This is a genomic window from Candidatus Vondammii sp. HM_W22 (assembly GCF_022530855.2).
In the GTDB taxonomy this organism is placed as follows: Bacteria; Pseudomonadota; Gammaproteobacteria; order Chromatiales; family Chromatiaceae; genus Vondammii.
The window spans coordinates 1,007,916-1,028,654 of record NZ_CP099567.1 but is presented as its reverse complement, the minus strand read 5'-3'; the positions used below and the strand labels follow the sequence as shown (position 1 = coordinate 1,028,654).

General features: G+C 45.0%; 28 protein-coding genes and 8 pseudogenes. 3 read left to right on the top strand and 33 right to left on the bottom strand.

Translation table 11 applies throughout. The features are described from left to right. Window positions 1-23: 23 nt before the first annotated feature. The 32 genes and pseudogenes from MN084_RS19330 to MN084_RS05650 form a co-directional block, all read right to left on the bottom strand. Window positions 24-853: pseudogene (locus tag MN084_RS19330) on the bottom strand (contractile injection system protein, VgrG/Pvc8 family). 18 nt (window positions 854-871) lie between these two features. After that, window positions 872-1,324 (bottom strand): phage tail protein, encoded by a 453-nt coding sequence (locus MN084_RS05795; RefSeq protein WP_241086841.1) that lies wholly within the window; start codon window positions 1,322-1,324, stop codon window positions 872-874. Continuing rightward, the gene (locus MN084_RS05790) at window positions 1,324-1,542 is read right to left on the bottom strand and encodes a hypothetical protein (protein WP_330178416.1); all 219 of its coding nucleotides are present in this window, start codon (window positions 1,540-1,542) and stop codon (window positions 1,324-1,326) included. Before MN084_RS05790 ends, MN084_RS05795 begins: the two co-directional genes overlap by 1 nt. A gap of 102 nt (window positions 1,543-1,644) precedes the next feature. Further along, window positions 1,645-2,607: a phage tail tape measure protein gene (locus tag MN084_RS05785; RefSeq protein ID WP_330178526.1), complete on the bottom strand. Its 963-nt coding sequence runs from the start codon at window positions 2,605-2,607 to the stop codon at window positions 1,645-1,647. Beyond that, on the bottom strand, window positions 2,519-3,202 hold the full coding sequence (locus MN084_RS05780; RefSeq protein WP_241086843.1) for a phage tail tape measure protein: 684 nt from the start codon (window positions 3,200-3,202) through the stop codon (window positions 2,519-2,521). The genes MN084_RS05785 and MN084_RS05780 overlap by 89 nt, the downstream gene beginning before the upstream one ends. 770 nt (window positions 3,203-3,972) lie before the next feature. Continuing rightward, window positions 3,973-4,113: a GpE family phage tail protein gene (locus MN084_RS05775; protein ID WP_241086844.1), complete on the bottom strand. Its 141-nt coding sequence runs from the start codon at window positions 4,111-4,113 to the stop codon at window positions 3,973-3,975. Beyond that, on the bottom strand, window positions 4,113-4,310 hold the full coding sequence (locus MN084_RS05770) for a phage tail assembly protein (protein ID WP_241086845.1): 198 nt from the start codon (window positions 4,308-4,310) through the stop codon (window positions 4,113-4,115). Before MN084_RS05770 ends, MN084_RS05775 begins: the two co-directional genes overlap by 1 nt. Before the next feature lie 43 nt (window positions 4,311-4,353). After that, a pseudogene (locus MN084_RS05765) lies at window positions 4,354-5,064 on the bottom strand (phage tail sheath C-terminal domain-containing protein); the annotation flags it as partial. A gap of 34 nt (window positions 5,065-5,098) precedes the next feature. Continuing rightward, window positions 5,099-6,322, bottom strand: coding sequence for an IS256 family transposase (locus MN084_RS05760; RefSeq protein ID WP_330178525.1), 1,224 nt, complete (start codon window positions 6,320-6,322; stop codon window positions 5,099-5,101). A 129-nt stretch (window positions 6,323-6,451) separates the two neighbouring features. After that, window positions 6,452-6,920 (bottom strand): annotated as a pseudogene (locus tag MN084_RS05755) (phage tail protein); the annotation flags it as partial. A gap of 50 nt (window positions 6,921-6,970) precedes the next feature. Beyond that, window positions 6,971-7,522, bottom strand: coding sequence for a hypothetical protein (locus MN084_RS05750; RefSeq protein ID WP_241086846.1), 552 nt, complete (start codon window positions 7,520-7,522; stop codon window positions 6,971-6,973). Window positions 7,523-7,524: 2 nt separating this feature from the next. After that, window positions 7,525-8,091 carry a gp53-like domain-containing protein gene (locus MN084_RS05745; protein ID WP_241086847.1) on the bottom strand — a complete coding sequence of 189 codons (567 nt, stop codon included), beginning with the start codon at window positions 8,089-8,091 and terminating at the stop codon, window positions 7,525-7,527. A gap of 18 nt (window positions 8,092-8,109) precedes the next feature. Beyond that, a complete protein-coding gene (locus MN084_RS05740) occupies window positions 8,110-8,403 on the bottom strand; it encodes a phage tail-collar fiber domain-containing protein (RefSeq protein ID WP_241086848.1) in 294 nt (97 codons plus the stop codon). Then, window positions 8,400-8,738, bottom strand: a complete 339-nt coding sequence (locus MN084_RS05735; RefSeq protein ID WP_241086849.1) for a hypothetical protein — start codon at window positions 8,736-8,738, stop codon at window positions 8,400-8,402. Before MN084_RS05735 ends, MN084_RS05740 begins: the two co-directional genes overlap by 4 nt. A gap of 27 nt (window positions 8,739-8,765) precedes the next feature. After that, entirely contained in the window at window positions 8,766-9,137 is a 372-nt protein-coding gene (locus MN084_RS05730) for a phage tail protein I (RefSeq protein WP_241086850.1), read from the bottom strand. After that, the gene (locus MN084_RS05725; RefSeq protein WP_241086851.1) at window positions 9,134-9,574 is read right to left on the bottom strand and encodes a baseplate J/gp47 family protein; all 441 of its coding nucleotides are present in this window, start codon (window positions 9,572-9,574) and stop codon (window positions 9,134-9,136) included. The genes MN084_RS05730 and MN084_RS05725 overlap by 4 nt, the downstream gene beginning before the upstream one ends. Beyond that, on the bottom strand, window positions 9,558-10,142 hold the full coding sequence (locus MN084_RS05720) for a baseplate J-like family protein (RefSeq protein ID WP_241086852.1): 585 nt from the start codon (window positions 10,140-10,142) through the stop codon (window positions 9,558-9,560). Before MN084_RS05720 ends, MN084_RS05725 begins: the two co-directional genes overlap by 17 nt. A gap of 161 nt (window positions 10,143-10,303) precedes the next feature. Further along, on the bottom strand, window positions 10,304-10,573 hold the full coding sequence (locus tag MN084_RS05715; RefSeq protein ID WP_241086853.1) for a hypothetical protein: 270 nt from the start codon (window positions 10,571-10,573) through the stop codon (window positions 10,304-10,306). Between the two features lie 126 nt (window positions 10,574-10,699). Next, a pseudogene (locus MN084_RS19325) lies at window positions 10,700-10,912 on the bottom strand (GPW/gp25 family protein); the annotation flags it as partial. Window positions 10,913-10,915: 3 nt separating this feature from the next. Next, window positions 10,916-11,206, bottom strand: coding sequence for a PAAR domain-containing protein (locus tag MN084_RS05705; protein ID WP_241086854.1), 291 nt, complete (start codon window positions 11,204-11,206; stop codon window positions 10,916-10,918). A gap of 17 nt (window positions 11,207-11,223) precedes the next feature. After that, window positions 11,224-11,547 (bottom strand): phage baseplate assembly protein V, encoded by a 324-nt coding sequence (locus MN084_RS05700; RefSeq protein WP_241086855.1) that lies wholly within the window; start codon window positions 11,545-11,547, stop codon window positions 11,224-11,226. A 151-nt stretch (window positions 11,548-11,698) separates the two neighbouring features. Then, window positions 11,699-11,839: a phage virion morphogenesis protein gene (locus tag MN084_RS19320; RefSeq protein ID WP_445083945.1), complete on the bottom strand. Its 141-nt coding sequence runs from the start codon at window positions 11,837-11,839 to the stop codon at window positions 11,699-11,701. Between the two features lie 502 nt (window positions 11,840-12,341). Continuing rightward, window positions 12,342-12,599 (bottom strand): phage tail protein, encoded by a 258-nt coding sequence (locus MN084_RS05695; protein WP_241086856.1) that lies wholly within the window; start codon window positions 12,597-12,599, stop codon window positions 12,342-12,344. 662 nt (window positions 12,600-13,261) lie between these two features. Beyond that, the gene (locus MN084_RS05690; protein WP_330178415.1) at window positions 13,262-13,552 is read right to left on the bottom strand and encodes a hypothetical protein; all 291 of its coding nucleotides are present in this window, start codon (window positions 13,550-13,552) and stop codon (window positions 13,262-13,264) included. A 272-nt stretch (window positions 13,553-13,824) separates the two neighbouring features. After that, entirely contained in the window at window positions 13,825-13,995 is a 171-nt protein-coding gene (locus MN084_RS05685; RefSeq protein WP_330178414.1) for a hypothetical protein, read from the bottom strand. Between the two features lie 38 nt (window positions 13,996-14,033). Continuing rightward, window positions 14,034-14,324, bottom strand: coding sequence for a M15 family metallopeptidase (locus MN084_RS05680; protein ID WP_241087153.1), 291 nt, complete (start codon window positions 14,322-14,324; stop codon window positions 14,034-14,036). A gap of 64 nt (window positions 14,325-14,388) precedes the next feature. Next, window positions 14,389-14,586: a tail protein X gene (locus MN084_RS05675; protein ID WP_241087154.1), complete on the bottom strand. Its 198-nt coding sequence runs from the start codon at window positions 14,584-14,586 to the stop codon at window positions 14,389-14,391. Between the two features lie 38 nt (window positions 14,587-14,624). Beyond that, window positions 14,625-15,083, bottom strand: coding sequence for a head completion/stabilization protein (locus tag MN084_RS05670; RefSeq protein WP_241086858.1), 459 nt, complete (start codon window positions 15,081-15,083; stop codon window positions 14,625-14,627). 124 nt (window positions 15,084-15,207) lie between these two features. Continuing rightward, window positions 15,208-15,715: pseudogene (gpM, locus tag MN084_RS05665) on the bottom strand (phage terminase small subunit). A gap of 151 nt (window positions 15,716-15,866) precedes the next feature. Continuing rightward, window positions 15,867-16,874: pseudogene (locus MN084_RS05660) on the bottom strand (phage major capsid protein, P2 family). Between the two features lie 24 nt (window positions 16,875-16,898). Further along, window positions 16,899-17,219: pseudogene (locus MN084_RS05655) on the bottom strand (GPO family capsid scaffolding protein); the annotation flags it as partial. Window positions 17,220-17,258: 39 nt separating this feature from the next. Further along, the gene (locus tag MN084_RS05650; RefSeq protein WP_320416467.1) at window positions 17,259-17,744 is read right to left on the bottom strand and encodes a Clp protease ClpP; all 486 of its coding nucleotides are present in this window, start codon (window positions 17,742-17,744) and stop codon (window positions 17,259-17,261) included. Window positions 17,745-18,062: 318 nt separating this feature from the next. Between MN084_RS05650 and MN084_RS05645 the strand changes: the two genes are divergently transcribed. From MN084_RS05645 to MN084_RS05635, 3 genes and pseudogenes are all read left to right on the top strand, one after another. After that, window positions 18,063-18,419: a terminase gpP N-terminus-related DNA-binding protein gene (locus tag MN084_RS05645; RefSeq protein ID WP_241086863.1), complete on the top strand. Its 357-nt coding sequence runs from the start codon at window positions 18,063-18,065 to the stop codon at window positions 18,417-18,419. Between the two features lie 54 nt (window positions 18,420-18,473). Then, a pseudogene (locus MN084_RS05640) lies at window positions 18,474-19,151 on the top strand (terminase large subunit domain-containing protein). 54 nt (window positions 19,152-19,205) lie between these two features. Further along, window positions 19,206-19,490: a phage terminase large subunit family protein gene (locus MN084_RS05635; protein WP_241086864.1), complete on the top strand. Its 285-nt coding sequence runs from the start codon at window positions 19,206-19,208 to the stop codon at window positions 19,488-19,490. 45 nt (window positions 19,491-19,535) lie between these two features. Here MN084_RS05635 and MN084_RS05630 read toward each other — a convergent pair. Beyond that, a protein-coding gene (locus MN084_RS05630) for an IS3 family transposase (protein ID WP_330178413.1) occupies window positions 19,536-20,614 on the bottom strand; the annotation gives its coding sequence in 2 pieces (ribosomal slippage) (window positions 19,536-20,362 and window positions 20,362-20,614; 1,080 coding nt in all). Between the last annotated feature and the right edge of the window lie 125 nt (window positions 20,615-20,739).

Genomic DNA, 20,739 nt, shown 5'->3' with positions numbered 1-20,739 from the left:
TGATACTATATTTAGTATCATCGTCAAGTATCTATAGCTGTTTCCAACATTAGTTGAGTGATGAAGCCTGAATCATTGATGGTGTGTTTAATTTCGCTCATTAACCAATCTGTTGTACTGATGGACGCTTTCCAGCCTCGCAGTCGAATGGGTGATTCTGGAATAATATCGGCGCGGCCTTCGGCCAGGGTGAGTTCCATGGATTGTTGCCCACGCTGTAATCGTTGCCATTCTGCCTCGGAATAACGATGATTATCGCCGTCCTGTCGGGTCAGTGTAATGGTTTGCCAGCTTAAACCCGAGACTGTCTTCGAGTGACCCATGGGCAGTATCAGTAGTGAACCGTTTTTTACCGTGGCAATGGCATCGTGCAAGTTGGCCAGCCGCGAAAGTAGGTTGGCATCAGACTCATTGGTTTGATCGATATGGGAAATAAAGACCTCTTTTAGTGTTTCAGTGATGACAGGTTTAAGCTGATGCTCACCGGCAATGGTTTCTATAATCTCAGGCAGCTTTTTTCATGCCACGAGCCTTCTTTTTGTTCTTTAAAACCCTCGCGGAAATCAGCGCTGCGTGCCCGAATAGTCAACTTATCGGGACTGCCGCTGTGTTCTACTTCATCAACGGTAAAGCTGCCTTTATCAACCAGTGGGCTATCTTTCCAGCCAATATAGCAACGTATAGTGACGCCACGCTTGGGAAGGTTCACTTGTTCATCATGGTCGCTAATGGTCAGGTCAAGTTGGTCGGCTTCCAGTCCGTGTTTGTCGGTCAGTGTCAGTGAGATGAGTCGATCTGATAAGCGTGTGGTGATGTCTTCGTTGTTAATGGTAATTTGATAAGCGGGTTGCATGCCAAGTTCTCGCCTTTGTCAGGATAGTTGCCGGATACTGTTTTGGACAAGGCTATTCACCTGAGAACCAAAATCACCCAGTAGGTCAACGCTGTCATTATCAGTACGGGTGAGTTTGAGACTAAAGTCGATCTTGCGTGATTGCCCATTTTTAAACAGGTGCTGATAGGTTTCATTAATGCTGTTGATAATGTATTGACCGAGCGTGGCACCTGTGCCGAGCATAAATACCCACGATTTACCGCTGGCTTTCATTTCCCGCAACGTATCAAGCGAAACTTTGCTGCCTATGACTTCAGGGTAGAGCGTTCCTGACAGGGTGATGATATCTTCCCCAGGGCCAAGGTGTTGCCAACTGGCGCGAGAGCCGACTCGTGAATGACTTGCCCAGCGTTCGCTATCACTACGTTGTAGTTGTTGATAAGAAGCGCTGCTCAATTCAAAAACAAATAAGCCAAGTGTTGATAGCATTAGTCAATTCCGTCATAGAGTTGTGCGTTTTGTCTGGACGCTTGTTGGCGCTGCTGGTTTTCCAGTTCCCGTGTAACGGCTTTTGCCACCGCTTGTTTATCCATGCCTGGTGTAGCGTGGATGGTGATATTGGGTGTACTGGTGTTAGTAACGTGCTGCACGATAGCCGGTTTTGGCTGAATGGGTGTGTACGGTTGAATCTGTTGACTATCTGCCAAGGCTGGGCCGCCTAAGCCTAAACCCATGCTGAGCGCTGCTGCGGGTGCTATTTTTTCGCGGTATCGAGAATGGGTTTTTCTGGTGTTGATTTTTCCGTTATTTTAACGATTTTTTCGACGATCACTATCGTTACCAAAGACTGCATTCCATAGACTGCCGAATGCTTTTGTGGCTTTACCAATCCAGTCAAACTTGCTTTTCATCCAATCGAATTTTTCACCAAACCAGGCGATAATCGTATCCCAGTTTTTATAGAGCAAGACACCAACCGCTATTAACGCAGCCACAGCCGCTATGACCAAACCAATAGGGTTAGCATTCATGGCGATATTTAACAGCCATTGCTTCGCGGCGACTATTTTTGCGACAACTCCCACTTTTGTTAGCACCCACATGAGTCCACCGAATAATTTACTGATCATGCCGATGATATGCAATGAGCTGAGTGCATAGCGCATCATAGCCAATGGCCCCAAGACGCGGGCCATTGTTAATGCTATAGCGCCAATGGCAATAATAAATACGCCACCGACAGCAACCACTTTCGCATTTAATTTGCGTGTGAGCGTGGTGATGTGTTGGATCAAGTCCCGTATTGACCCACTGTTGGTGCTGAAAAGCGATAGCTTGACGGCTTCCCAGGCAGACTCTAAAGATTTCAGGTCGCCAGCGGTATTGTTGCCCATTTGTTCGGCAATACGTTTGGCTTCTCCACGTGCATTTTCTAGCACTTCAATGAATTGAGTAATGCCACCTGCACCGGCATCACCCACCAGTGAGGCGAAGGCTGCTCCGGCTTGCTTGCCTGCTATATCTTTGAAAATGGACAAGCGGTCACCAGCACCAATTTTTTCGGTTTTTTTGGCTACTTCGCTAAGTATTTTTGGCACGGCGATCATGTTGCCATTGGCATCTCGTGTTGCAATACCCAATTCCTTAAGTGCATCCATCGCAGGGCCGTGTGATGCGATGTTGTTATACATGGTTCGCATCGCTGTACCCGCCATGCTGCCTTGAATACCTTTGCTGCCTAGCAGACCCGTTAGTGCCGCTGCCTCTTCGATACTCGCACCAAACTCTTGTGCGATGGGGACTGTATATTTTATATGTTTCACAGAGCATTTCCAGATCAACATTACTACGAGTAAAGGTGGCGGCGAGTACATCTCTGACACGGTTCATTTCAGTGGCTGGTAGCTTAAATGCAGATAAAATATTGGAGTCAATATTAGCCGTAGATCCAAGGTCGTGTGCTCCGGCTTTTGCCAGGTTGAGAATACCTGGCATAGACGCTAGTATTTTATTGGCATTGAAACCGGCCATCGCGAGATTTTGCATACCTTGCGATGCTTCTGTGGCAGAAAATGATGTTGACGCACCGAGTTGCTTCGCTTGTTCTTGCTGTTGTTTGAAGGCTTCGGAGTACTTGTCTAGGCGAGATAATGCGCCTACGGCTGACATTTGTTCTTCAAAGGCGATGCCTGGTTGAATCAGACCACCAACGCCCTGTAATATTTTTGTACCGGTTGCGTAACCTGCGGCACCGACAAAACTTAGATTCGCCTGTCGTTGCAAGGCTTTGTCGTAATTAGCTTTCGCTTTGGCGGCAGCGGCAGTCTTTTTCCGGATGGCATCAAGCTTTCGAGCTTGTGTCGTCATGCGTTGATTGACGGTAGAAATATTGGATGCGAGTTTCTTCTCGGCATTGCTTAAGTTTCGGGTATCAATACCGGCTTTTTTTAGGGTTTGGCTCGATTCGCTTAATGCGAGTTTATGCCAACGGTGCGCTGCTTTCAGCTTTCCAAGCTGTTGTTTGGCACGTTAAAATTGATTTATCTGACGTTTGGTGGGGTTGTCTGTGGCTGCAATAGCACGCCCCATTTCGGCCACTTCTTTTTGTACCTGATCCATCTTTTAGGCGGTACTGACCAGCTTTTATTGTAGTTTGCGATGGCCGTCAATCGAGCGTTGCACACCTTACAGATTCTTGAGTTCTGAACCCGTTTGCACCATTTGTCCGCGCAGTTTTTCTGCGGTTTAAATCACACCCCGTAATGGCCGTGTTACCTTGTCCACGGCCTTGAGCATGATTTGTAATTTAAGGCCTTGCGCCATCTATGGTATACTCAAGCTATGTTTACGATTAAAGTCTTACTTATCCTACTTGCTGCCATGGCTACCTTAATGGTGGTTGGCCATGTGCGTGCCTCCTTGTTTACCGACGATTAGTTACCGCTATCTAAAAATCGTCCGACTGCAACGACAAATATATTGACAGGGATATAAACCCAATATTAAGAACCAAGTCAGCTCGTTGGCATTGATGGCTACCAGCACTTAGTACATCAGATAAAACCATATTGGCAAGCTAATTAAGACCGCCAATAACCCGCTAATCACTTTGATTTTCTGCATGCTTTCCTCACTAATCAGATTGCGCTTGATTGCGCTTTGCTGCGTTCTTCGGCTATTTCATGCCAGCGCAATAGCTCATCAATCGGCATGGCGTTCATTTCAAAGGGTGGCCAACCACCGCCAAATACCAAATTGATATCGGCCCAGGATTCCATTACATCGCTGGGGAGTCGGCACTCACGAAAAAACTTTGTACGCCTGTCATTACCTGTATCAGATCAGCCGGATCCAGATTATTGATTTGCGATTCACTGAGCATGGGTGTAGTTATGCGTGGTAGTAACGGCACATAGGCGCTGACATCCATCTGCATAATGTCTAACAGTTTAATGCCGCGTAGTTCGCCACTCATGGGCTTGCGCAGGGTGATTTCGGTAATACATTTGTCGCCTTGTTTAAGCGGTGTTAATTTGGTTAGCGAAGTCCACCAGATACAGGTCAGTGATACGTTGTATTAGCATCAGGTTTTCTAACGGCGGTACAGGGGTGTAGTCGTATTCAATGGCCAGCTTGCCGGACTTTAAGGCTTCCTTGGTATTGTTACGTGGGTCATACCAGGCACTGCCGCCGATCAAATAACCATTGGCCACCAGTTCGCGCATTTTGGCGTTGACACCTTCTACAATATCGCGAGCCAGCGTGGGATGTAATGGTTTATCCACTGCCAAAAAGTGCGCCTCAGCCATGGTGTCTGCGAGCACTTTGGCGGTACGCGTGTAGTTTTCAAAAGCAAAGAGTGGATCAGAGCTGCAAGTACGGGAACCCCAAAAACGGAAGCCTTTCTCGTTGATCAGCGTGGTGACTTCGTTGCTGTTGAGATAACCGGCATCCGTGGCTGGGTTTTGTAGATCCCAACTTATGTCTTTTGATAAACCAGAAACGCCTGACACTGGAATATTAGACAGTGTTTTATGCCAGCCAATGTCTTCATCCAGCTTTGCTCGCAAGCCCAAAGCGCGAGCCGTAGCCCATGCTTGGCGTTCTACGTTGTTGACGGTATCCCAGTTAATAAAGTCTGGCCATAACACCATCAATTCACGGTGGCCGAAGCTATTGCGGTAATTTACCGCATCTTCCTTGGTTTCAGCACCAAACGCCGAAACATAAGTTATAGTCAAATCTGGTGTTTAGCCAGTTGAATCAAGCGGCGACCTGATCGACTCCTGCTACCTCAACACCCTCTTTAAATTTGATTCCGGTTATCACCTTCGCCAGATAATCGAAACCCCGTAATCGTCTCCACGTCTTCTCGGCACACAGGCCGAGTTTGAACATCATGTGTAGCATGCCGTCACGCGATAGGCAGCCCTTGGAACGCTTGGTTCGATGGCGGATTGTCCCGAAGGTGGATTCAATCGGATTGCTGGTCCGAATGCTCTGCCAGTGCTGCGCAGGAAATTGATAGAAAGCCATCAGTTCCTCTCGGTCTTTGTGCAGACAGATGGCAGCCTTCGGATACTTTGGCTCATACGTTTTGATAAACAGATCAAAGGCCTTTTCTGCATCGGCCTGGGTCTCCGCCTGCCAGATGTTGTGCAGTGCCTGCTTCGCTTTCGGCTGAGCTGACCTTGGCAGGCAGTTCAGCACGTTCATGGTCTTGTGCATCCAGCAGCGCTGCTGACGCGTCTCTGGATACACTTCCTCCAGTGCAGCCCAGAAGCCCATAGCACCGTCTCCAATTGCCAATTTTGGCGGGTTTAGTCCGCGTGACTTCAGTTTTAACAGCACCTCCAGACAGCTCTGTGTGGACTCCCGTACACCATCCTCAATTGCCAGAAAATGCTTCTCACCACGCTCATTCACGCCGATCACCACCAGGGCACACAGCTTCGTCTGCTCTGCTCTCTGTCCGCTGTAGACACCGTCTGCCCACACATACACCCAATGGCCCTTATCCAGGCGCTCCTCGCACCAGCCCCGATATTCTTCTGCCCAGACCTGCTTCAGACGCGATACCCTGCCCGCCGACAAGCCTGTTGCATCCGGAACCACCAGCACTTTCAGGGCTTCATCCATCTCTCCACTGGAAATCCTCTTCAGGTAGAGCCACGGCAGTGCCGCTTCCAGTGACTTCGTCTTGCGTACATACGGCGGCACCAGAGCTGATCGGAACGTCACCGGCTCGCCGGTCTTCGCGCGAACTTTGGGGATCTTGACCGTGACCGGCCCTAATCCTGTCTGCAGTTTACGAGCTGGCAGGTGACTATTACGCACCACACCCACCTTGCCATCCTCTGTCCGTCGCTCGACGTGCTCCGCCAACAGCTCCAGCAGCTCGGCCTCCACCGCCTGGTAGATCAACTGCTCTGCACCGCTTCTCGGCAACTCTGTCAGCGGATCGATAATCGTATCTCGACCTGCCAGCTTAACAACGTTATTCTTACTCGTGGTGGCGTATCTCCAATGGTTGTTTTGATGTCTCGCAACAACAAATCAACCAGATACGCCGCTTTTTTTCAATTCCTTTCAAACAACACTTTTAGTTATAACTCCCGAAACATAGGCAAAGGCGCGAGTTTGCTCGGCAATGCCTACCAGTTCTGCGGCAACATTGGCATTATCCAGTCCAGGTGCTACCAGTATGCGAGGTGTCACACCCAGTTGGGCTTTAGCGGCCATCAATGCCTGCAATCCAGTACGCTGACCGTTTTCGATACCACCTATGACATTGGAAGTGGTTTCGGCTTCGTCAGCACCTTCTGGTACGCGAACTACAATGGTCAGTGGGCTGCACTGATCTTTGATGGCATCCAGTACGTAAGGCAAGGCCGCTGTTGCCTGCCTTCTCTAAGCCGTCCAGTATATCGGTCAGCAGCACAGGTCGGTTTTCAGGGAAGAAGGCAGCATCAGCATTAGGAGCCGTTGCCACAAACCCAATGACTGCGGTTTGCACAGTACGAATAGGCCGTGTGCCTTCATTGATCTCAATGACGAGAACGCCGTGGTGATAGTCTGTAGCCATGGTTATTCTCCTAATAAACGGTTAAGTTCGGCATTTGCCTCGGTTTGAAGTTAGTCAAGTAAAGCTGCCAAGGTGTTTTCACTGCGCTTGGACTCAATGGCAGCCAGTGCCGCCGATTCCATGCCGTCAATAATGGCAACTGCCGTAGCCAAAGCTTGGCCTTTTGCGGCTTGATTCTTAGCTAGATCTTGTGGGGTTTCACCTTTGCCGCGTTTGTCACACTCAGTCTGTAAAATAGCTATATCTGCATCAGACGCAGTGTTCGTAATCACACGATTGGCGCGTTGTGACTTATCGTTCCATCCAGCTAGTTTGTATTGATCAGCATAGCCTGTGAGCTTGGCACGAACACTAACAGTAACAGTAAAATCATTAACTCTGATTTTGGTTGCATGTTTAATATCGTCTAAAGATGGTTCAGGTTTGGCTATTTCAATCAACGTGGCAGAAGCAACATAAATTTTTCTCAAGGTTGGGTTATTAACACATCCTTTCCATTCTTTTTCTGAAAGCAGTATGTTTGGCTCTGGAATATCGATATGAATGCCATTGTCATAGAAGCCTAAAATGTTTCCGTTATCGTCGTAGTGAGCAAATTTCATTGTTAGTACCCTATTACAATGTATCTAATTCCGGTATGAGCACCGCTATATGCAGACTCAAACCAGACTGTTGTGGTGTTTAACCCACCACAATAACTAGCTATTGCAAAAAAGCCCTGATTAGGGAATGCAATTGGCAGAGTGTTTGGATAGCCTGAAGACATGGTTTCTCTTTGAGCGGCAGTTCCTGCACCCCATTGGATAATTAAGCCGCTGGGTAACTTTTGATAACCGTTTACGGCTTTGCTGGAGGTAAAATCAGCCGGTAGGCCACGGAGTAAATCCGCATCCAAACCTGAGCCGTTACCATCCCGAGTTAAGATGCTGTTCATCAACGCTGAATCACTGGTAACCGCTTCAAGCTGTGCCGGATTAACCGCTATGTCTGTAGCTGTACCAGCCGTCACTTCCGCTTGCGTGGCAATACGAATCAAGCCGCGTTTGCTATCTGTGGCAGGAGGCAAACTGAAACCAGCAGAACCATCCATCGTCACGCTGCTAGCGGGTAGCGCCGATAGCACCAAATCAAAAGCCAGTAACAAATCAACACCAGCGGATTTATAGGCCAATGCTTGGTTTGCATTGCTCTAGATCGCTAACAAAGTGCCATCAGCCAGATAGAAGTCAACTTCACGCACCCAATATTCCAAACTGGTGCCGTCTTCTACACCGGTTAAATTAATCTGTGAATCATTGACACGTTCACCGCTAACAGAAATACGGCGTTTTTCGTTTTGTAGAGCCGTTGCGGTGTTGTCTGTTATCCATGCAGAATCACCTAATGCAATTTCAGAAATGGTGGCATATAGCCTATTATTTTGAGCATTAAAGACCGCATTTAAGCCAGCCGAAGTGATAACAGGGTTTAAAGTTGTGCTCATGCAGCCTCCATAATTGCTTGTACCAAAATGACGGGCCTGCTTACGGCAGCAAGCTGTATGCTTGTCTGCTTAAGCTCGGTGATCGGCATTAGATGTATGTTGTGCCTAGTGACTTCGCTTAGCTGCGAGCAGGTTGCTGCCTTAAAATGATTTTCTGTTTGAATGACATCTTGTTTTAACGTGCTGTCATAGCGTTGTGATTGAGCCGCACCCATCACTGTGTGCATGCCTGTCTCATTAGAAAATGCAGCGCCCACATGAATATCAAACTGGCTTCTGATAGGTTTGGTATTGCTGACTTGTTGCCTGACCAGTTGGTAAAAGTTTTCATCCAAAACACTTTCATTACCTGATGCAATATTTTAGTTAACAAAGGCACTGACAATAAAGCTATATGGTGTGTTGGTCTGTGTATTCTCAGTCCACTCGGATATTTGTGTTTGAATGGCCAGCGAAGATAAAGCCTGTTTAACACTATAAAGGGTGCCTTTATGTCGATGTACTTGCACGCTGGATTCAATCACATCGCGTTTTACCTGTTCCGGACAGTCTGGGTTCCAATCATCAACACTGACTGCCCAAGCTAGACAACCTAATAGCCCAGCGGGGCAGCGCTGCGGATGCCACTGGTCAAAAATACGCTCTACGGGAATAGCCTCAATATGTAAGGCTGCAGTGAGATCAGCGACTTTTTCTAATGGACTCGAAGACGGGGGCATTAGTGTGTCGGTCATACCGCTACCCCCTGATTATTTATTTCAATAGATAGGCAGTAACTGGCCTGACGATTGTTAATTTGAAAATCGCTGACAAGTTCAATCATCTCTACCCGTTGTACCCCTGAACGATGAATAGCCGCATGCAAGCCAGAAAGCGTGACATCATAACCAATGCGTTTCCGGTCTTCGACATAGCCTTGTGCTTTTGCATTAGCTCCTTCAATAATAAGTGCGGCATCAGGGCCAGGGTAAAACCATATATTGGCTTTGATCTGATAAGTGACAACCTCAGCACCACGGCAGCGAGGGCGATCAGTTAATGGACGTATCTTGTCATTATCCAGTGTGTTTTCAACGGCTGTCATAGCTGTTGCACTGGGCGTGCCGGTATCGATACGACTTAATACTGTGACAGCGACATCACCAGGCATTGGATCAGCCAATGCCAGCATCGTAGTCAGGAATGAGGACAATGCCATTGTTGGGCAGACTATTGGTTAATTCACTGGGTATTGCCCAGCGAGTAAAGGTTGGTGCATCAACAGCGATATCTTTAATATCTTCGTGTGCGGCCAAGCCATGATAAATATAAGCATCCACTGGCCCAGCCGTTGAGAATCCTTCCAATGCAATGTGCAGGCGTAGCCGATACTCCGCATCGATTTCCAATACGGCAGGGACAGGCGGTACCGCTTCGTTATCCACAGGCGTAATGGTTTTTCTTGGTGTATTGATAAAAGGCAAACTGCCTAGATGATCCAGTTGGCTTTTTTCAGCCTTGGCCAGCATCAGTGATAATGCCTGGTCATTAGCCAGTTTGCGTTCATGCAAAATACGATAAGTAATCGCCTGCGCTATTTTGTTAGCCGGTTCGGATTCTAATACCAGAGAACTGGCTAACTCGGGTGCAAAGCGGATGAAGTCTGCCTTGACTTCATTCAGCAGCACTTCAAAATCCAAATCCTCGATAATAGTTGGATCGGGTAGTGACTGTAATGCAGTGGAGGCCAGCAAGGTCATTGGGCACCTCCACGCATATCTCTGTTACCTTTAAAATCATGTGGGCCGAGTAGAGATACTGCTAATACATACAATTTGCGCCAGAAAAATTGACGCTCTTTTAGCATGGCATCAAAAATGGCTGTCGCTTGCTGATGCTTAATAGGCAGTGTTGTTCTGAACTAAGTCAGCGCATCGTGAATCAACGATGCGTGGTAAGTAATGGGCAGTCTATGATGTAAACGGCCATCTGGTGTACCGATTACCCACAAATCAGAAATTACCCATTTATGGGAACAACCATACAAGGCATAGCCTTGCTTGACAGTAATCACGCCGCTGTCGATGTGTAACCAAGCGTTATCAAAAGTAATATCGTTGAAAATAAAGCGGGAGGCGTCCCATGAATAGTCGTCACTTAATTTAAATAGCCAAGGTTTTTTCTTAATCATGCGGCGACTCCTAAAGGTAATTCAATAGAAGTCTCAGAACCGTTATATAGCCCGCTATATCTGGATGGTCGTTTCACCATAAAAGTTAGAGTCAATCGTGACTTTGTTCAGCTTGAGGCGGGGTTACCAGCGTATCAGTGCATCTGCCGTTGCCGTCATTAAACGTAAACGGCCTGCATCATTCTCGGCTTGGTCGATTAAATCAAAGAGATACGAGCCGTAGTTTCTGCGCATCACACGAGAGCCAATTGGAGTGGTCAGAATATCCGCAATCGATTGGCGTAAATGCGATTTTCCTGAAATGGTTCTGCCAGTGGTTGCATTCATACCCGTTACCATCTGTTATCCTCCCACAAAAATATTGCTGGAGCCTTTCATGACACTGGAACCGCAATCGACAGGATCGCCAATACGGCCTATAGGTAAGCCATTCACAAAAACTGTTGTGGAGCCTTGAGCCAAAGCCACGCCATGAGGTGCGCAAGTAGCACAGCCATGGGCAGACCGTGTGTCGCCTTGTCGATGTGCGGCGATACCGTTTACAAATACATCAGGGCTACCCTGTGTGCTTTCTCGTGAAGGGAAACATCCATGCCCTGTGCATTGATCACCTAATCGAGTTACTGCTGGCATTAGTTCAGCCTCACATTCTATGCAGTCACAATAAAATCGTCGCTGCAATTGATGGTCATGCTGCCCGCAACATTGATTTGCATGTGATGTGAGACAGAGTCGTAATAAAGCTCGGTTCCATCATTAAATTGAATCAAGTCGATATTCTGATCAGTTGATAGCGCATCCAATTGACTGGAATACAGAATAAAAATAATGAGTGCTTTCGCTGGGTCACCTGAAGGGCATTCCAAAACAACCTGTATACCTGTTCTTAATGGTCGCCAGTGTTTAAAGTTTCTGACAATTTCAGCAGGCCATGGCAACCAATCCGTCAATAGTTCACCGCTTTTTACACGCAACCGCTTACCCTGATAATCAACGTCAGCAATCGTGCCAATGCGGATCAGGTTTTAAAAACGACGATATAGATCAACGGTATTCAAGCTCATGTAAGCATGTTGATAGACTCACCTTGTTCAGTCTAATAGTCAGCGGTTGTTTTTGGTTGATTCAACTAAAGGACAGTTGCCGTAATAGCAGATCACGTAGGAATCGTTTATCGGTGCTATTAACACCCAGTAATTGACGGTCAGGATAACTGGTAGATTTGGCTTTTGAAGATGGCTTGTCACGTAGACCATAGTGGTGAATACGCGCTATTTTTGCATCTCGCCATTGGTAGCCGATAGATAAACCAATAGGTGATTATTGGTTTTTTAGCCTCCTCACTTTTCTCAAGCCAAGCATCATTTTTTTCTTTTTGGCAACGTGACCTTGTTTGTTTAGTTGTTTCTTCCTTGGTGTCCAAGTTTCGCCTTTTTGGTTCTGTTGTGCAGTGATTCTTTTTTGATTTCTCTTGCGAAGTTAAAACGACATTTGACGAAACAATTTTTTGCTCTCAGGTGCTGATAGACTGGATAAAATAGACTGCGACAATTGCTCTAAAGCATTGTCATTATCTATCTTGTTCTAGTCCGTAAGGATTATGTTAGGTGGTCATTTTCCACTCTTGTTTGGGTAAAATAATTTCAGAAAGGTTTGGTTAAGCGCAAGATTTTAAATAAACAAATTCATCTTAGATGCGTACTTTAATGATTTCTTAAAGCTCTATTTTCAAAGATAAATCGACTGCGGACTGGCTGAGTATATCGGCCTAAAATTCAATCGCATCTTCTTTATAATATGGTTGATTCTGTTTTAGCCATTGCAATAGTAAATAAGCAACTTGGTCAGCATCACCACTGTAGTCGGTAATAATAATATTGGCAGAATAACGCAGCTCAAAATGTTGGTTATTCTCCCCTTGAAAGCTGATTACTTTTCCTTGTTCTGAAAAGGTTAATAAATCATCTTCTTGCAATCCAATAGGGGATGATAATAAATGCTCGCGTAAGGACTCCAGTTTTTTCATAGTGAAGTCTCAATACTTTTTGTTACAGCAGTCCACTGATGAATTTGACCATTGCATCCCTCAATCTGAAAATAGCCTTTTTGATCATGCAGTACGAATTTTCATGTGCTGGCTTTTACGCAAACTTCCTGTTTTTCTGACCCTGTAGAGAGACCAGAAGCAACGACTAGAAATAGAAGTAAAACTATATATTTCATATTCTTATATCCGGGAGTAATTGACAGTCAATACAGGTGTAGATGCCTGGTAATGCCTACCTTCTGGCTTCGGGAATGACTTTACTACAGTCGCTACAAATTCATGCGCTTATACCTTTATATTGGGTTCTGCCAATAAGTGCTTTGTTTCTGTGTTGCTCTTCGAGTAGTTGTGCTTGATCAGGGCTATCCATTGGCTAGTTCCCTTTGGTACGCATCTGGCGTTCTATCAATCTATCCAGTTTGGAGTTGATTGCTTGCAGATCTTGTCTGATTTCTTGCCGTGTTGAATCAACACGAATTTCAACACGCTTCTGATTTTAGGTGAGAAATTTAATGCTTTGTGAGTTCTGCTCAACACGTTTGTCTATAGCCAGTGCCCACGAGAAAACCGATAGAGTAATAATCAAAGTACTGATGATATGCCCGATACTAACGGTTTTATCTAAGCGCCACTCACGGCGTTTAATTTCTGATTTCATTCTTCAACCTTTTACCCTCTATAGCGTTTACGGAATCGGCTAATGCCTCCTGTTTTCTTCGGCAATCCCCATACATACCAATCACTGTTTTTGCTAAATAGAAACGGTCGGCTATTTTTCCTTCATCCATTAATGGCAACTTTTGGCATAGCTGTAGCAAAGCTCTCTCAATCTTTGGCTGGTTAACCGTTGGCGGTGTTGATAAGGTCGTTAATGAGCCGCACCCCGTCAGCATCAAGGTTGCAACCGTCATCATTGCGGTGTTTTTCCACATACTGGATTACCTCTTTTTCAATAATTTTAATTTTTACTTTAGCCTTTTCCTGCTTGCTATGGAAGGCGTTTGCTATTTGCTGGTTGACCTTAGCTATCTCTTCAGCCTGTTGAATGGCACGGGCAACCGCTTCTTTCTTTTCCTACAAATAAACAAGCTGTGCTTGAGTTTTACCATTTGAATACCCTTTGAAATAGGAAAAATCAGCCACGCCAATAATGGCGAAAATCGGCCATATCTTAATCAATCTCGTCATGCTCAACAGACCCATACTATTTCACCTCATCACTATTTTTATAGTCCCACGTAGCACCGAAGACATACGCTCCGATCACTGAACCCGCCAAGAAGAAAGCTCCGTTAGCTAAGGTCTCGTTTAAACGTGTGTCGTCACCTTGGAAAAGCAGGTAAACAACAACAAAAGCACACAACAACAAGGTCATTGTGATAATTATCCGCCTGATCTTACAAGGTGCCTTTCTCATTCTGGGTAGTGTTTCCACTGAAGCTGGAAGTGCGGCCCATCAGGAAACTTCCGCCAATTCCCTCCCCAAGGAATTGGAATCTCCAATTCTTTTGCAGCGCCTTTCATTGCTGCTGCAATCTGATGGTATAAAGGCCAGCTCCAATCAACCCTGCGATCTACATACGCACCTAGGTCAATAGCATGGCCGGTAATGTGGCGGCTACGCATAGTCTTTGAAGCCCCCTTAGCCAATAGCTTTTTCTGGCGTTCAATTGTTCTCATTCCTTCCATAACGGTAAAATTAATCTATGTAATTTCGATTACACGTTCGACCACTTTCACCAGATCAGGGTGTATTCCTTCAAGGCGTTTAGATGATCGTTTTCCTAATTTGTAACCATGCATAGTTAATCCCACAAATTAATGATTTTTTTACGGGTAAATGAAAATCCGGTAGCGTGATTCGAGTACCGATAGGTAATACAGGGTTTTTATTGTCAATATGCGGATTGATCTTGAGTACTTTCTCTGTTACGCCTGTAGTACTGCCTAGATGCCGCCAACAGATGAGGCCAATCGTGTCATCTTATTGGGTAATAACGATCATCAAATCAATTCCACTGTCATACGTGAAATACCTAAAATATTGCGAATGGCCTCTCGTGATCGGCGGAGGTAATCATCGATATGAGTTTCCATATCATCGGATCGATCATGTCCAGATTTGGTACTGTCATAGTCACGATAGCTTTCGATCAGTAGTCCTTTAGCACGATTAAACAGTGCCGCCTGGTATAGATGCTCCAGCTTGGTTTTATCACCGTAGTTTTCTGATGGAATGTCTGATAAAGACTTAGATTGTGAATTGTCTTGCCATGCTTGCAGTTCACTATTGATGGCAATCATGGCATCTTGTATGGCTTGAACCGTTCGTTCTGATGTAACCGTTTTATCTACGCGCATAACAGTACGGAACTGGCTAACATCAATGTCAGTGAAAAAACTGTTATTGCTAACCTGTTCAGGTTCTTCCGCGCTGTTGTTGGTTGCGATAAATCCACTCATTACATGGGTACTCTTAGCCTTACTCCACACTTCAAAATAAAAACAGCGGTCACCAGCGTTTTAACTTACCCACTTATAAAAGCAGGGCATTGCGCTGGGCCGCTGCGGCTCGTGGGAGACACGGTTAGACGGTGGCCACGTCTTTTTCTGCTTGCGCTTTCTGCAATTTATCTAATAACTTTTTCACACCTGCCAGAGGGTTTAATGCCAAGGCTCGTGATAGGTGCTCTATCGATTCTGCACTATTGTTTTCCTGTAACGTTAGCCCCATGGCTTTATGTAGCTTGGAGCGTACTTCATCCGGCATATCATATTGTTGGGTTAAGTCGATCACATGACGGATATGTTCTTCGTCAATATTATCGTCATCAGGTAAAGACATAACGGCTTCCGCCATTTCTTTAGCAACTAATGTTGCGGTGTCCAGATTAAAGCGCTGAGGCATTTTTAATTGATGACTTAGTGCATATTCTGCGATTTCAAGTGCAGCGCCTAGATCGCCTGCATCGATACGCCAAACCATCACAGTCCAGCACATCATCCTGTAGGCCACTGTTGGTAGAGAGAACCCCGTCAACATAAGCGGCGTATTCAGGTAAAATTGTCGCCTTTGTCACCGCACGCTGTTCCATGCTCTGTATTTATGAAAGTTGGCGTTGATGTGTGGTTAATTGAGAGAGCATCAGTTCGTATTGGTTTGATCCAATGAGCGTACCTGCTGTTTCGGCTTCATGGGTTTCTTTTGCAGCAGTGATTTTTGTCGATGTCGTCTGGCAATGCTCACTATGCCCAGCCTCCGTTACCATCAGGTACCAGTAGGTTTTCAACCAGGCATATCAGGTTATAGTCTTCTACGACATATGCCTCATTGACTGATTGATAATCTTCGATACGATCTCGCTTTGGGTTGTCTGCAATATGCCGACGACGACTGCCCTCTTGATAGTAGAGGCTTAGATTGTCGAGTCGGATGATGGCAAATGAGCGAGCAGGGAAGAAAGGCACTCTAACGGTTTTTAGTCCACCGATCTGTTTGTTTCTGATAATGATGTCCAGCGCGTTACGCTCTGTAGGTGCATCGCTATCATTGAGCAGGGCAAGATATTTATCGGCTAACAGCTCACGGCCCATAATTACAACGAGGTCAGGATCATCCCGGTACCATTCGGCAATCAGCTCGTTAGTGGCATCGAATACAGCGGCATCAATATTGGCATAATCACCGCCATCACCGATTTTGATATCAGCCAGTACGCTTTCGGCACTGTTTTGTCGCAGGTGTTCTAACCAGCCAATATTAACATCCTGTAATAGAGGGTTTGTGGTGCGGTCAGAACTCATTGCGCGACTGGTACCGTTAAAGCCAATCATCATACGGTCACGGACAATTTTCTGTGTCACCAGATTGCGCAAACGGGTTTGAAAGTCAGGGTACTTAGCCCAGGCATCCAGTTTTGAATATTTTACATGGGTATCGAAATTGGTTTACTGTCAGCGATACCGATCTTTTGCCAGTGTGGTTGGGTCTGAGGTTTCCCGATCTTTGCTATCCGTATCAGTGGTACTGGCTACGATTGAGCCAACATCCAGCCCAAGCTTTTCTCCTTCTTATTCCGGAACACCATGGATATTAACGCGCTGTAAAAAACCGGCTGACTCGCGGATTATGTCCTCAAGTGATTGCTCAACGGAAGGCTCAATACTGAATTGCTGAGTGCCGTCTTCTATGCCATTAATTTTCGCTTGGCGGCACACATAAGCGTTATAATGTTGTCGAGTTTCGTTACGCATGTGTGTTTGCTCCTATTGTATTGGCTAACAGTCGGTTAATATGGTTTTGGCTGCGCCGGTATCCGCAGGTCGTGGATTGTGTGTGGAATCTGGCGTACTCGTTATTTGCTTATTTAATGCCTTAATGTCATTGACTAACTGTGCCAATGATTCGGAGATCTTCTTTATGTCTTCTTGTTTTGATGTATCGGCCATTTGCTCTGCAATGAGTGACACAGCAGCTTCAAGGTCTTCTAGTCGCTCAGTCTGTTGTTTATCATTTTGACTGTTTTCTTCCTGCGAACTCTTCGCGCTGTTAACTCCAAAAATGGCGCGAACTTTTGCCAAGATACCTTCGTTATTTTTTGCATCATCAGCTTGTGTATTGGTAGGAAGCTCTTCATTTTACATGCTTGAATCCTCGGCTTTAACCGGTTGGCTGGAAAGGTGATCAGGTACTATGTGTCGAGGATGATCAGATGAATCTGCTATAGAAAGATGGTTGGTAATTTCATCAATTAAACCAAGATTTTTATCTTCTGTGGCCGTGTAGTAATGATCTTTTCCATCCAGAATAGAGGCAATATCATCCTTTTTGACGCCACGCGATTCGTAGGTTGTTCCCATAAGACGATTAAATTTATCGAGTATCTCCGCCGTTTCACGATGCTCACCCGCATTGCCATAGGTTCCAGTGATTGAATCATGAACCATGGTGATTGCATTACCGTATGCTTGCCGACTATCCCCAGCTTGTAATATGAGAGAGGCGATTGACATCGCAGATGCAGCATTGACTGTAGTGATGGCCGCAGGATGGTTAAGTAGTGCATTAAAAACGGCCATGCTATCAATCACAGAGCCACCTCTACTATTGATATAAACAACAATCTTTTTCTATTTTATGGCACTGATTTGTTCGATGAATTTATTATCCGAAATTCTTTCAGCGTAAAAAGATTCGCCAATATACCAATGAATCCATATTTCTGTAGAGTCATTTTCTGCGGCAGTAATATGCCAAAAATTCTGTGTGCTATCGATGCTCATCTCACTATTTTAATCCTGTTTAAAATTTAAGGATGCGATCATTTCTGGATTAGAGTTTGGTGCTAGGTCGCTAGTCATAGCAACCGGCTTGCAGTTGATATAGCCACAATCAACTGATAAGCCCTGCTTGAAAGGCGTTTTGGCCGTTAGTCTTACACCATGAGCGATTCGATAGATTTCAATACTCGTAATCAAGCCCGTCAAATGTATTGGCGTGGTTACTCAATTGCACAAATCAGTAATGATCTGGATATTGCCTATGCCACCGTCGATTCATGGAAGCGGCGAGAGAAGTGGGACGATGCGCCGATTGTGCTGCGTGTTGAAGGTGCGATTGATATGCGGCTTTGTCAGTTAATTGATAAGCCTGATAAAACAAATACAGAGTTTCGAGAAATTGAAGCGCTGACAAAATCATTTGAGCGGACAGACAGAATTAAGCGGTTTGAATCAGGAGGTAATGAGGCAGACCTTAATCCAAAGATTAAAAATCGTAACCAAGGAAAGCGTAAGTAGCCTCAAAAAAATCACCTGGATGGAGAGGCCGTTAGACAATTGGAACTGGCTTTTATGGAAGGCATGTTTCCTCATCAAAAAGAATGGCATCGTTCTTTAGCTTTTGCCGTTAGACAGATTGTTAAAATCAGGAAAATAGGCGAAACGCTTCATTTTAGTCGAGAATCTATTGTTGATACTGCCAAGACGGGAAAGAATAAAATATTCATATCAGCATCAAAAAATCAAGCGTTGGTATTTAAGCGAGATATTATTAACTTTGTTATGGAAGTGACAGGTGTTGAACTCCGAGGCGACCCTATTGTTTTGTCGAATGGTGCTGAACTACATTTTTTTTGAACTAATAAAAATACGGCGAAAAATTACTCCGGTTATTTGTATATTGATGAGTGTTTCTGGATTCATAATTTTTCAGATATAGAACATATTTCCAGTGGCATAGCGATTTTAGATGATCTAATAATTACCTATTTTTCAACGCCGTCAACAATAAATCATCAAGCTTATTCTTTGTGGAATGGTAATTATTTTAATGAAGGAAGACCAAAAAAAGATCATATCGATATTGATGTGAGTCATAAGGCGCTGAAAGATGGGGTGGAATGTGAGGATGGTATTTGGCGACAAATTGTCACCATTGAGGATGCAATAAACAAAGGCGATTCGTTGGTCACGATGGATAAACTTAAGAAAAAATTTTCGCCTTCTAAATTTGAAAACCTACTGCTATGAAAATTCATTGATGACTCTGCCTCTGTATTTCCTTTAAGTGAGTTACAAGGTTGCATGGTTGATGCACTGGTGCGCTGGGAGGATTACAACCACAATCAAAAAATGCCGTTTGGCGAAAGACCTGTATGGATAGGGTATGACCCGTCTGAAACACAAGATAATACCAGTCTTGTTATCGTCTCACCACCGCTAAAAAAAGGCGAGAAGTATCGGTTTTTAGAAAAATACAGTTGGCAGGGAATGGACTTTGATGCTCAGTCAGCGCATATCAAAAAAATGTGTGATAATTTTAACGTTGCATACATTGGAATTGATGCAACTGGCGCGGGTTCTGGTTGACCTTCCCCCCATCTTAATACCAAGACTTGGATGAGATAATTCATTCTAAGCGGCCCTATTCACAAAGGCCACAGGTGACAAATAATTTAATGCGCTATGAGGCCGCACGTGATTGTAGTGCTCTCGCCATTGATCAATTTCATGTCTAGCGTCATCAATGGACCTGAACCAATGCTGATTTAAGCATTCATTTCTGAATTTACCGTTTAAGCTTTCTACAAACGCATTCTGAGTAGGCTTACCTGGCTGAATAAAACCTAGCTTAACGCCACTTTCTTTTTGCCAGTAGAACATCGCCTTGCTAGTAAACTCAGTACCGTTGTCGCAGATTATTTGATCCGGAGCGCTCCTTAGCTCAATCACCTGAGTTAAAAAACGAGCGACCTGGTGACCATTGATCGAGAAGTCAGAGAGCTGGCCAATAACTTCTCTTGAGTAATCATCAATCACATTAAATACTCGAAAGCGGCGACCATTAGCCAACTGATCACTGACAAAATCCATTGACCAGCGTATATTTTTACCAATGGGCATAATCGTTGGCATTCTTGGTCGTATTATCTTCTTGCGTTTTTTAGTCCTCACTTGAAGACCTTCTTCGTTATAGACTCGGTAGGTCCGCTTCTTGTTTTTCACAAGCCCCTCTCCTCTCAGGAGGCCATGTAAAAACAAATAACCATAACTCGGATGCTTTTTTGCCAGCTCAAGTAACCGTTTGCGTAGAGGCTCATCTTTTCCCCATTGAGTAACGTACCGAAAAGCGGTTCTACTTAAGCCTACTAATAGGCAATCTCTACGCTCACTTAATTTGAACCGCGACTTAAGGTAGCTCACGATTTGTTTTCTATCAGCAGGCTTTACCACTTTTTTGAGAGCACATCCTTCATCGCCTCAGCTTCAAGCATTTTCTCGGCAAGTAACTTCTTAAGCTTGTTATTTTCGCTTTCAAGCTCTTTGAGCCGTTTGGCTTCTGAGACATCCATCCCGGCGTATTTGCTTCGCCAGTTATAAAAGCACCCGGTTGAAATGCCGAACTGACGACAAATGTCATCAACTTTTACCCCTGACTCATGCTGCTTGATGGCACCAATAATTTGCTCTTCTCTGTAACGCTTCTTCTTCATCTTGAGATCTCCTAATACACAGACTAATTGGAAATCTCATCCTTGTCATGGCTCTATTTCTGGGGGAAAGGTCATGGTGTGTATCAATTAGTTAAAAAGTTCTATCCCAGTGTTAAACGAATAAA